At 57.6% G+C, this 10941-nt stretch carries 11 protein-coding genes, 3 tRNA genes and 2 riboswitches; of the genes, 11 read left to right on the forward strand and 3 right to left on the reverse strand.

The window, feature by feature from the left end; translation table 11 throughout:
• Window positions 1-8 precede the first annotated feature (8 nt).
• The 5 genes from HMPREF3042_RS05375 to HMPREF3042_RS05395 all read left to right on the forward strand — a co-directional run bounded on the left by HMPREF3042_RS05375 (window position 9) and on the right by HMPREF3042_RS05395 (window position 1834).
• Window positions 9-82: transfer RNA gene (locus HMPREF3042_RS05375), tRNA-Asp, on the forward strand.
• Window positions 83-662: 580 nt separating this feature from the next.
• Window positions 663-739 (forward strand) — tRNA-Asp (locus tag HMPREF3042_RS05380).
• Window positions 740-758: 19 nt separating this feature from the next.
• Window positions 759-831, forward strand: a tRNA-Phe gene (locus tag HMPREF3042_RS05385).
• Between the two features lie 158 nt (window positions 832-989).
• Window positions 990-1445 carry a hypothetical protein gene (locus HMPREF3042_RS05390; protein ID WP_038626465.1) on the forward strand — a complete coding sequence of 152 codons (456 nt, stop codon included), beginning with the start codon at window positions 990-992 and terminating at the stop codon, window positions 1443-1445.
• A gap of 107 nt (window positions 1446-1552) precedes the next feature.
• Entirely contained in the window at window positions 1553-1834 is a 282-nt protein-coding gene (locus HMPREF3042_RS05395) for a GNAT family N-acetyltransferase (RefSeq protein ID WP_042388192.1), read from the forward strand.
• 100 nt (window positions 1835-1934) lie between these two features.
• Here HMPREF3042_RS05395 and epsC read toward each other — a convergent pair whose 3' ends face one another.
• Window positions 1935-2528 carry a serine O-acetyltransferase EpsC gene (gene epsC / locus HMPREF3042_RS05400; protein WP_016421365.1) on the reverse strand — a complete coding sequence of 198 codons (594 nt, stop codon included), beginning with the start codon at window positions 2526-2528 and terminating at the stop codon, window positions 1935-1937.
• 115 nt (window positions 2529-2643) lie between these two features.
• Window positions 2644-3576 (reverse strand): cysteine synthase A, encoded by a 933-nt coding sequence (gene cysK, locus HMPREF3042_RS05405; RefSeq protein WP_016421364.1) that lies wholly within the window; start codon window positions 3574-3576, stop codon window positions 2644-2646.
• Window positions 3577-3867: 291 nt separating this feature from the next.
• A riboswitch (cobalamin riboswitch) is annotated at window positions 3868-4138 on the forward strand.
• 66 nt (window positions 4139-4204) lie between these two features.
• On the opposite strand from cysK, the gene HMPREF3042_RS05410 reads away from it, so the two are divergent.
• From HMPREF3042_RS05410 to ramA, 5 genes are all read left to right on the forward strand, one after another.
• Complete coding sequence (locus HMPREF3042_RS05410) at window positions 4205-4987, forward strand: energy-coupling factor ABC transporter permease (RefSeq protein ID WP_070856390.1); 783 nt, start codon at window positions 4205-4207, stop codon at window positions 4985-4987.
• 38 nt (window positions 4988-5025) lie between these two features.
• Window positions 5026-5403 carry an energy-coupling factor ABC transporter substrate-binding protein gene (locus tag HMPREF3042_RS05415; protein WP_016421362.1) on the forward strand — a complete coding sequence of 126 codons (378 nt, stop codon included), beginning with the start codon at window positions 5026-5028 and terminating at the stop codon, window positions 5401-5403.
• Window positions 5400-6137, forward strand: a complete 738-nt coding sequence (gene cbiQ / locus HMPREF3042_RS05420; RefSeq protein ID WP_070856392.1) for a cobalt ECF transporter T component CbiQ — start codon at window positions 5400-5402, stop codon at window positions 6135-6137. The genes HMPREF3042_RS05415 and cbiQ overlap by 4 nt, the downstream gene beginning before the upstream one ends.
• 2 nt (window positions 6138-6139) lie before the next feature.
• On the forward strand, window positions 6140-6964 hold the full coding sequence (locus tag HMPREF3042_RS05425; protein ID WP_070856394.1) for an energy-coupling factor ABC transporter ATP-binding protein: 825 nt from the start codon (window positions 6140-6142) through the stop codon (window positions 6962-6964).
• Window positions 6965-7158: 194 nt separating this feature from the next.
• A riboswitch (cobalamin riboswitch) is annotated at window positions 7159-7416 on the reverse strand.
• Window positions 7417-7891: 475 nt separating this feature from the next.
• The gene (gene ramA, locus HMPREF3042_RS05430; protein ID WP_005511953.1) at window positions 7892-8728 is read left to right on the forward strand and encodes an acetate metabolism transcriptional regulator RamA; all 837 of its coding nucleotides are present in this window, start codon (window positions 7892-7894) and stop codon (window positions 8726-8728) included.
• 93 nt (window positions 8729-8821) lie between these two features.
• Here the strand turns inward: ramA and HMPREF3042_RS05435 are convergent, their stop codons facing one another.
• Complete coding sequence (locus HMPREF3042_RS05435; RefSeq protein ID WP_016421359.1) at window positions 8822-9442, reverse strand: cob(I)yrinic acid a,c-diamide adenosyltransferase; 621 nt, start codon at window positions 9440-9442, stop codon at window positions 8822-8824.
• 47 nt (window positions 9443-9489) lie between these two features.
• Between HMPREF3042_RS05435 and murA the strand changes: the two genes are divergently transcribed.
• Window positions 9490-10752, forward strand: coding sequence for a UDP-N-acetylglucosamine 1-carboxyvinyltransferase (murA, locus tag HMPREF3042_RS05440; protein ID WP_246822334.1), 1263 nt, complete (start codon window positions 9490-9492; stop codon window positions 10750-10752).
• Window positions 10753-10941 lie beyond the last annotated feature (189 nt).

A 10941-nucleotide genomic window follows, 5' to 3' on the forward strand; every position in this document is an offset into this window, starting at 1 on the left:
ATCATGATGGCCCTGTGGCGCAGTTGGTTAGCGCGCCGCCCTGTCACGGCGGAGGTCGCGGGTTCAAGTCCCGTCAGGGTCGCAATTCTAAACACCAGTTCCGGTTGGAGCTGGTGTTTTTGCTTTTGGTTAGTGGTGCGCCGGGCGTCGGTGTGTGGGGGGTAAAAAGTGTGTTTGATTCTCAAGATAGTGACTGGTCAGCCCCCAACTGCGGCAGCTCCATAACCCGGGGTTAAGTAGCAAAACTGACAGTCCGAAAGATTGCGGGCTGCACAAGCGAATGCGGGCTGCAAATGTGAAACTGTGCGAGTTTATGACACTTCCAGGCCATTTTTCAGGCCATATTTGTCATAAACGTAGTCAGTAACTCGCATCGACCCAACGCCGCCAGACATAAACGCAGTCAGTAACTCGCATTAAGGGCTAAGTGGCAAAAAGCGTCCACCCTGCGACATGCTGAGCGGACATACTTTTGTCTGTTAACCCGTCGCTGCCACCGGGGCGCCACAGTCTAGGTTGCCCCGAGCCCCGGGGTCCAGATGTCAGTTTTCAACTTAAAATATCTGCCATGAACTGGCGATTTGCTTATGTTTAGCGCTGTTCTGTAGAGTAACAACTCGTGCGCAGCGCTGGTAATCCAGAAAGCTGAGCGCGGCATTTAAGGCCCTGTGGCGCAGTTGGTTAGCGCGCCGCCCTGTCACGGCGGAGGTCGCGGGTTCAAGTCCCGTCAGGGTCGCCACTTGATTAATTTCAAGTCTGGCCAGATAGCTCAGTCGGTAGAGCGTCCGCCTGAAAAGTGGAAGGTCAGCGGTTCGATCCCGCTTCTGGCCACAATTAATCCCCAGTCCGGAAACGGACTGGGGATTCTTTGTTTTTACCAGGTGTTTGTCGCGGGAATCGTCGTAAAGCAAAGTGCATTGAGCCGTGCGAAAACCTTAAAGTGGGGGAAATTAAACCGCGTACACACCCTAGCGGATAGGATGTTGTGCATGAGTAAGGAATTCGCCTCAGCAGGAACGCTGTCCCACGATAAGACGCTGCCGTGGGTCGTGCGCATCTTCGTCTACACGGATGCTGAGGGCAGCCAATCGGCTGCTGAGAAGGTTCGTGGGGTGCTCGCGGAACTGATTCCGGATCAGGAAGTCAACGTCTACGAGGATGTCATGCCCGATGTGGGGCGCACCTCTTCGCTCGCTGATTTGTGGGCGGAGGCCAACCCAGGCATGGATCCGGGGGATCGGAAGCGTTATCGCATCAGTGTGGTGGCTCCGGGGCTTTCTCACTGCGAAATGGCGGATTTGGCAGGCCCGCTCGCTGAGGCCGTCAGTCCGGGGTGGGCAGAAGGTGAGGCTGCGGCTAAGGTCGCGAAGGGCGATGTCCCGTGCCGTGTCGCTGTCGGGCGTGCCGACGAGCACCCGGGCGAACCTCCGCTAGTGCAGAATTAGCCAGGATTCGGAATTAATCCGAAGCGCGAGCTGTTATCTGGGTTACATCCTAAGAGTCGTTTGCAATGACGACGCTTCACAACCACGAGAGGGAAGTGATTCCGAAAATGGCACACACTATTTCGCATGATGAGGCCGGTCAGCGCTACGTTCTCACCGTAGAGGGAGAAGAGGCCGGCTTTGCCGCTTACACCCCGGTGGAAGGTGCCCTGGATTTTGACCACACGGTAGTAGATGGCAAATTCCGTGGACAGGGTCTGTCCAAGCCGCTTATCGCAGGCGCGCTGGATGATGTTCGGAAGAACAACCGCAAGATTCGCACCAGCTGCTCCGCTGTTGCCAACTTCGTCGAGAAAAACCCGGAATACCAGGATCTACTGGCTGACTAGTCGCTGAAGGGCAAAGAACGCATAAAGAAACCGACCGGCTGCTCACGATAGCAAGAGCAGCCGGTCGGCTTATGTATGTAGAACTAGTTTTAGGGTCGAGCTAGATGAAGTCCCCGTCACCCTGGACGTACACCGCCGGATCGCACAACGGCTTGTGTTCGCCGGGCTTGGCAGGGCGTACGCGGCCCGGAATTCCTATCACGATGGAATCGGGTGGGCAGCTGTGGGTGACCACGGAGTTGGCGCCAATCGACGAGCCAGCACCAATTGTGATCGGGCCAAGGACTTTCGCGCCTGCCCCGACGGTGACGTTGTCCTCCAGAGTTGGGTGGCGTTTTACCTTCTCCAGTGAGCGGCCGCCGAGTGTCACGCCGTGGTAGAGCATGCAGCCGTCACCGATCTCTGCAGTTTCACCAATGACGATGCCCATGCCGTGGTCGATGAAAAACCTCCGGCCAATTTGAGCGCCCGGGTGAATCTCAATACCAGTCAGCCAACGGGAAAACTGTGCGAGTACTCGTGCAATGCCCTTGAAAATCCCGCCTCGTTTCCAGAGGCGGTGCGAGAATCGGTGAATCCAGATTGCGTGTAGACCGGAGTAGACAATGGCATTTTCTACATCACTGCGAGCAGCTGGGTCATGCGCACGGGCATTGTCCAGATCCTCTTTGAGGATTCGGAAAAAGTCACTCATGGGCGTCAATTCTATCTGGTCGGAAGTGTCGGCAATGCAAAAACCCGCTTGCCGACGGAAAGTGCCAGCTAGCGGGCTCTGCAGAGAAGGTTACGGGCGCTTATAGCGCTTGGTTTTAGTCGCGCAGGTCCTCGTACAGGATGGAGGAGACGTAGCGCTCGCCGAAGTCAGGGACAATCACGACGATATTCTTGCCCTCAGCCTCCGGGCGGGCTGCAATCTCGAGAGCAGCCTTGATGTTTGCACCGGCGGAAATGCCGCCGAGGATGCCCTCGGCTGCAGCGACCTTGCGGGAGACCTCAATAGCGTCCTCGTTGGTAACCGCAATAATCTCGTCGAGAAGCTCCTGATCGAGAACCTCTGGGACAAAGTTTGCGCCCAGGCCCTGAATCTTATGCGGGCCGGCGGTGCCCTCGGTCAGCAGCGGGGAGGCCTTCGGCTCAACGGCCACCAGCTTGATGTCCGAGTTGTGCTTCTTCAGCGTGCGACCAGCACCGGTAATGGTGCCGCCGGTGCCGACACCAGCCACGAAGTAATCAACCTTGCCGTCGGCAGCTTCCCAGATTTCTTCACCAGTGGTTGCCTCGTGGATAGCCGGGTTGGCCGGGTTGGCGAACTGGGAAGCCAGGATTGCATTGTCGGTGTTAGCCACGATTTCGTTGGCCTTATCGACAGCACCGCGCATGCCATCTGCGCCCGGGGTGAGTACAAGCTCAGCGCCGAATGCGCGCAGAACGACGCGGCGCTCCTGGCTCATGGTGTCCGGCATAGTGAGAATGACCTTGTAACCGCGGGCTGCGCCGACCATTGCCAGCGCGATACCGGTGTTGCCCGAGGTACCCTCGACGATGGTTCCGCCCGGCTTGAGCTCGCCAGAGCGCTCGGCGGCATCGATAATTGCGTTGCCGATGCGGTCCTTGACCGAGTTGGCAGGGTTGTAAAACTCCAGCTTGGCAATCACGTTGCCCGGCAGGCCCTCGGTAACACGGTTGAGCTTAACCAGCGGGGTGTTGCCGATCAGTTCAGTGACATCGTTATAAATAGTCATTAATCTTATCCATTCCGGAAATCACAGAGGACTTCCTAATGAGTTTTCGTACGTAGCCGTAGTGTACGCCTGATGCTGCAATTAGTACAGACCAGTTCGTCTATTTTGGGAATGGCGTGGGGAAGGGGGCTGTTAATTCTTGCGCAGGCGCCGTTGCGGTCGCCGTTGCAGCCGCCCTCTGTCACCGCACTTGCCCTGTCTCCGCCACGTTAACGCCATGCCATTGCCTTGGCCAGAGTCCTCACCTCCATTGTGAGGGTAAAGAACATTAAAGTTTCTTAGATTCCACTATTCTGGGACTTGATTTACGGTGCACGGGAATGCCTTGCAAATAGGCAGCGGCCCTCGCCACTGTGATTGGGCGCGATTGCGGCAGTTGTCTGCGCAGCGGTTATCGTCGATAACCGACGATGCAGCTAATGGGCCAGACAATCGCGGTGCGTCGTCTAAGCCACTCAGGGGAATCAAGCCTTTGGGGAAGGGAGGCGGGGCATTACTGGGAAGCAAAACAGCTTTCCTCAGCCCATCAGCCAGGAGACCGACTGTAAATCATCCAATTCGCACCCGCGTATTGGCGGTCGAGCGGTGCTGTCGAGGTGAATAGTGCCGCAGAAAGAAGATTTACATCATGCATATTGCTGAGGGATTTCTCCCAGTTACTCATTGCATTGGGTGGGGTGTAGCTGCCGCTCCCTTTGTCATTCACGGCGCAGTTCAAGCCAAGCGCACTATGAAGGAGCATCCCGGTAGCGGCATGCTGCTCGGTGCTGCCGGTGCGTTTACTTTCGTGCTCTCCGCAATCAAGATTCCATCCGTGACGGGTTCTACTTCGCACCCGACAGGTACGGGTTTTGGTGCTGTAATCTTCAAACCTCCGGTGATGGCGCTGCTTGGCTCCATCGTGTTGCTCTTCCAAGCAATCTTGCTCGCTCACGGCGGCATTACGACGCTTGGTGCGAACATCTTCTCCATGGCAATCGTCGGCCCGTGGGTCGGCTACGCCTTCTACGTATCGACTCGAAAGCTCGGTGGAGGCCTGCTGCCAGGTGTGTTTATGGCAGCGTTCTTCGCTGACCTCTCCACCTACGTCGTGACCTCCATGCAGCTCGCTCTTGCGCACCCGGCAAACCCGGGCGGTGTTGGCGGCGCGCTGGCTACATTCCTCGGCCTGTTCGCTATCACGCAAATTCCGCTGGCAATCATCGAGGCTCTGGTCACCGTCATTCTCATGCGCACCCTGCTGGCAGTAGCACACACTGAGCTCCTCGATCTCGGCTTCCTGTCCCGCTTCGGCGATGCACCGGCACCGGCGCTGGAGGCGAAAGCTGCAGACACCACGACCAACGCTGTTGCAGGGTCTGCCACTTCGCAGAATGCTTCAGCTGCATCCGTATCCGGCCAGAAGCAGTAGCCGTCGTCAAGCGAAAAGAAGCGAAAGAGAGCACGATTATGAATGCAAAAAACAACGCGCAGATTGTCGACGCACAGGCAGCTAGCCAGCCGAAGAAGAACTCCGTGTGGGTCAGCGTCGGTCTCATTGTCCTGGTAGCCGTAATTGCCATGTTCCCGCTGTTCTTCAACTACGGCGACGACGACGCAGACGAGCCGTTCGCCGGCACTGATGCCACCGCTACGGAGACAATTCAGGAAATCGACCCGAATTACGAGCCGTGGTTCGAGCCACTCGTCGGCGAACTGCCGGGTGAGGTCGAGTCGGGTCTGTTCGCGCTCCAGGCCGTTATCGGTGCTGGCGTCCTGTTCTACGTTATTGGCTTCTACCGAGGGAAGGCTGCTGCGCGTTCAGACAAGCGCGAGAAAGAGCAGTGAATGCGCTAGAAGCCGCAGCGGCGCGCAGCGCTTGGGCACGCCGTAACGTGGGCGAAAAGATCCTGCTGCTCGGTGGGCTGTTGATTCTGGCGGTTGCGCTTCCGCCAATTCCGTTTGCTCCGGTCATTGCGGTCATTGCTTGGTTTATTGCGTACATAGCCCGGGTACCCCGCAAGCTGTATGTGGCAATGGTGCTGGCACCGGCGGCTTTTGTGCTCGTCGGCGCGTTTCCGATTTTGGTAGCGCTTACTCCCGACGGTCTCGCGTGGTCGCCGGATGGCCCGCAGCGAATGGCGCAGGTTGTGATGCGTTCGTTTGCGGGTATCAGCTGCACGATGGTCTTTGCGCTGACCACTCCGATTTCGGAGCTCATTGCGTGGCTCGACAAGCGCGGCATGCCTCGATACCTGACGTACCTCGCTGAAGTGATTTATCGGATGACTGGCGTGCTGATTCACTCCGCGCGCTCAATGACGGAAGCCCAAGCGCGACGTCTTGGGCACTCCACGCGCCGGGCGATGATTCGTGATGTCGCGGCGCAGTCCGCCAGCCTCTTTGTCATCGCTTTTGCTCGAGCCCGCAAGATGCAAGAGGGAATTGAGCTGCGTGCCGATCCGAGCGCAATGAAAGTACTGGTTATTTCGCGGCCGAGCCAGCCGAAGTTCCTCGCGATATCCAGTGCCTTACTTTTGTCGTTGATTGCGGCCTGGGCGCTGCTGAAATGGGGTGTATAAGGATGTCGATTAGCAGGAAAAATAGCGCTGATCGCGTGGATGGTGCCAGCGGCGCCATTGTGGAAGCGGCCGCAGTTACATTCGCTTATGAAGAAACCCACGTCCTGAAAGGCGTGGAGCTGGCAATTTCGGGTGGCGAGCGCCTAGCACTATTGGGCGCAAACGGTTCTGGCAAGTCCACGCTGTTGCGTATGCTCGCGGGAGCGTCTAAGCCCGATAGCGGTGAGGTTCGCCTTGACGGCATCGCCTACAAGTACTCCCGGCACGGCCGCAATACGGTTCGTCGCTCAGTGCAGATGGTCACGCAGGATCCGGATGAGCAAATCTTCGCGGCTAGCGTGTTTGCAGATGTCTCTTTCGGTCCCGTCAACCTGGGGCTGGAGAACGAGGAAGTCGAGCGGCGCGTCCGAGAGGCTCTAGGCACCGCCGAAATCACCGATCTCGCCGAACGCGTCCCGCACCAGCTCTCCTATGGTCAGCGCAAGCGCGTCGCTCTCGCAGGCGCGCTGGCGATGCACCCACGCGTCCTGCTTCTCGACGAGCCCTCCGCCGGCCTCGATCCGCAGGCGACCCGAAAGCTTGCACACACGCTCGATCAATTGCGCGATCAGGGCACAGCCGTCGTCGTCGCCACGCATGACATCGACTTCGCATGGAATTTCGCCGATCGGGCAGCAGTGCTTGCCGACGGCAAACTGCGAGTTGGCTCCAAAGAGGAAATTTTGGCCGATCGACGGTTGGTCGAACATGCTCGATTGGCTTTGCCTTGGGCGCCCGTAGTCTCCAAGGCGATTGGGCGAGATGTGCTCCATCCAGAGGATGTTTAGGCGAGCGGTTTGGTTGGTGAATAGCTCATCGATATGTGCAGCTAAACCACGCTAAAAATGAGAGAAACGCCCGCGGGTAGGGCGCAATGCCTATAAAGATAGGCCTAGAAATATAGGCGAAGCTGTCGCATTTCTTCGCTTCCATTTCACGTCACACCTGTCCGCGGGCGATCTCCGTGGCCGTGGCACTTTGCAGTGTCCTCGGCGCATCAGGCAGGTATTCGGACTTCCTGGCGTGACCGACAATAAGGGGATGACGACTGCCGCTTGCTTCGATGCTTACGTGCAGAACCTTATTATCAATTTTCCTACTTTTCGCCGCTTCCCAAGGTTGAAATAACCTCAGTGCCGTTGACGAATTTTGTTCCAGATTACCGCTGCGGGACAGTTCCGGAATTGCACCGGATTCCCTCTTGCGTCTGCTGTGCACCACCTTCGGACAACCACGTGGAGGACGTAGCATTAAAGATGGAACTCAACAAAACCTGTTGCAGTGATAACAATAGCGCAATGAACTAAATAAGCGAAGGTCTTTTTCGAAAATGTCCGCATTGGGGGTAAAACGCTGTTCATTACCCTCCGTTATCAACATTCACGCAGTTTGTTAGCGGAAAAATTGTTACCCCCTGCCTTGCGCCTATTTGGCGACAGCGGGGCTAATGGCAGGATTTATCCTGGTGTTTTCTTTACGTACTTGTAGAGAAACCTAGTTGTTTCCTAAGATTGTGTGACGGATGCCTTAATGCAGGTGTACCCGTTCGGAGGGTACTATCTACTTTGTACGGTTTACAGCCCCCGAAAGGGTCAGTAGTCGCTGAGCGGTAGTTGACCATTTCGTAGGAGTGTAAGTCGGCGCGAAGCCACAGGCTGATGGTGCCTCTGTGGGTACCAGTGAAGCAATTTGCCCGTTACGCAGGAGGACGCGAGATGGATCCCCACCGCATTCTGGACGACAATGAGGTTATTAAGTCGTCCTTGGTCGCCCTAAAGAATGCGACTGGTATTCCGGTCACAATGTATGCGGAAGTCACCGATAACTCGAAGATGCAGATCAACAACTGGGTTGGCCTGCGTACCCCAGCCCTGCAGAATCTGACTGTGGAATCGGGTGCGGGTGTCGGTGGTCGCGTGTTGGCCACGCGCCGCCCGGTGGGTGTCAGTGACTACCTGCGCGCCAAAGTTATTACCCACGAGTATGACGACAAGATTCGTGATGAAGGCCTGCACTCGCTGGTCGCCGTGCCGGTAATTGTTTCGCGTCTTGTCCGTGGCGTGCTCTACGGTGGCGTGCACTCCTCGGTGCGTCTGGGGGACAAGGTTCTTGAAGAGGTCACAATGACCGCCCGCTGCCTGGAGCAGGACCTCGCTGTCGTCGACGCCTGCCGCAACATGGATCGCTCTGGCAACGGTAAGGGCGGCCGCATTATGAATGGCGCTGAGTGGGAGCAGGTTCGCTCCACGCACTCCAAGCTGCGCATGCTCGCTAACCGTGTGGATGATGAGAAGCTGCGCCAGGAGCTCGAGGTCCTCTGCGATCAGATGGTCACCCCGGTTCGCGTCAAGCAGACCACCAAGTTGTCGGCTCGTGAGCTCGATGTTCTCGCCTGTGTCGCCCTCGGTCACACCAACGTCGAGGCCGCAGAAGAAATGGGCATCGGTGCAGAGACGGTTAAGTCCTACCTCCGCTCCGTAATGCGCAAGCTGGGTGCCCATACTCGCTACGAGGCCGTCAACGCAGCCCGTCGCATCGGCGCACTGCCGTAAACCGCTTGACGACGGGCACCGCGTCCAACCCCGCAGATGCTCTAGGTACTCTTAGCCGCCATGCGGCTAGCGCCGCGCTCCTAGCAAACTTGGCTAGCGAGCGCGGCGCTTTTTCGCATCCAGGGCCTCTTGGCGCTCATCTTCGCGTTCGCCACCGGGGACCCACTTAACGTCGTTTCCGGCATTGGCCACCCGCGAAAGGATGAACAGTAGGTCAGATAGTCGATTGAGGTACTTCGCCGGTAGTACTGAAGTAGTTTCGGGAAACTCGCGGCAGGCAGCCCATGCCGCACGCTCGGCCCGACGAGTAATCACCCGAGCTGTGTGCAGCAGTGCCGCGGCTGGTGTGCCTCCAGGGAGGATGAAGGAATCCAGTTTTGGCAGTTGCTCATTGAACTGGTCACACCAGTGCTCGAGTCGCTCGATGTAATCCGGCTCGATACGCAATGGCGGGTACTTCGGGTTTTCTTCAATAGGTGTTGCCAGGTCGGCTCCGGCATCAAAGAGATCATTCTGCACGTAGCGGATGACAGCCGACACCTCGTCGTCAAGCGTGCCGAAACTGAGCGCCTGACCGAGTGCGGCGTTGGCCTCTTCGCACGTGGCGTAGGCGATGAGGCGGGAATCGTCCTTGGGGACGCGGCTGAAATCGGACAACCCGGTGGTGCCGTCGTCGCCGGTGCGAGTGTAAATGCGGGTTAGGTGAACGCTCATAGCCTCAAGCCTAAGCGCGATATTGCGAAATGTGGTTGGCTGGGGGAGTGGGAAATGAGCGATTTCTGGTTAAAGGCGGAGCGACGCTAAACGGTCAGGTTCAGATTTCCGGGGCGAAGAACTCGGTTCTGAAACTGATGGGTGCGGCGCTTCTCGCCGAGGGCACGACAGTACTGACGAACTGCCCTGAAATTGACGACGTGCCATTGATGCAAAAAGTCCTCGAAGGCCTTGGTTGCTCCGTGACGTGTGAGGGTGACCGGATTGAAATCACGGTGCCCGAAGAACTCTCGCATCACGCTGACTTCGATGCCGTGCGCCAGTTCCGCGCTTCGGTTTGTGTGCTCGGGCCGCTGACGGCGCGTACCCGTAATGCGATTGTCGCACTGCCCGGTGGTGACGCAATTGGTTCCCGCCCGCTGGACATGCATCAGGCTGGCCTGGAGAAATTGGGTGCACGCACCTATATTCACCACGGTTGCGTGGTGGCTGAGGCGGGGCGACTCAAGGGGGCGAACATCAAGCTGGACTTCCCGTCCGTCGGCGCGACCGAGAATATTCTGACCGCGGCCGTACTAGCTGAAGGTACGACTGTGCTGGATAACGCCGCCCGTGAGCCCGAAATTGTCGACCTGTGCGAGATGCTCGTGGAGATGGGTGCCAAGATCTCGGGTGCGGGATCTAACACCATCACGGTTGAGGGCGTCGAGAAGCTGCACCCGACTGAGCACAAAGTCGTCGGCGACCGAATTATCGCAGGGACCTGGGCCTATGCTGCGGCAATGACCGGCGGCGATATTACGGTCGTTGGTATCAACCCTAAGTACCTGCATCTTCCTCTGGAAAAACTGAAGAACGCAGGCGCTCAGGTCGAGACCTACCCGCAGGGCTTCCGCGTGCATATGGACGGGCGTCCGCAGGGTGTGAACTATCAAACGCTGCCATACCCAGGCTTTCCGACGGACATGCAGCCCATGGCCATTGCTCTGTCCGCGGTGTCCGAAGGGACGTCAGTGCTTACCGAGAACGTTTTTGAGTCGCGCTTCCGGTTTGTCGACGAGATGATTCGCCTCGGCACTGACGCGACTATCGATGGCCACCACGTGATGATTCGCGGAAAGGAATCGCTGAGTTCGGCACCTGTGTGGTCTTCGGACATTCGCGCTGGTGCCGGTCTGGTGCTGGCCGGGCTGTGCACTGAAGAGGGAGACGTCACCGAGGTGCACGATGTCTATCACATTGATCGCGGTTACCCGGGTTTCGTAGAGACACTAAACGCTCTCGGCGCTTCTGTTGAACGGGTCAGCTAGTGATCGTTGGCCACTGGTCGATAGCTAATGGCTAATGGCTAAGCGCACGGTGCTCATTAAACGCATGGCGCGGAAAACCATCGCAAGTCTTCGGTTCTGGATGCTTTAGAACCGTTAGGAGAGATTCTCCAGTGGGGCTTGTGGTGGTTTTCGTTCTCTTACCTGGGGTTTTGTGTCTTTGGTGGGGGT

The organism is Corynebacterium sp. HMSC074C05, from assembly GCF_001838325.1.
In the GTDB taxonomy this organism is placed as follows: Bacteria; Actinomycetota; Actinomycetes; order Mycobacteriales; family Mycobacteriaceae; genus Corynebacterium; species Corynebacterium amycolatum.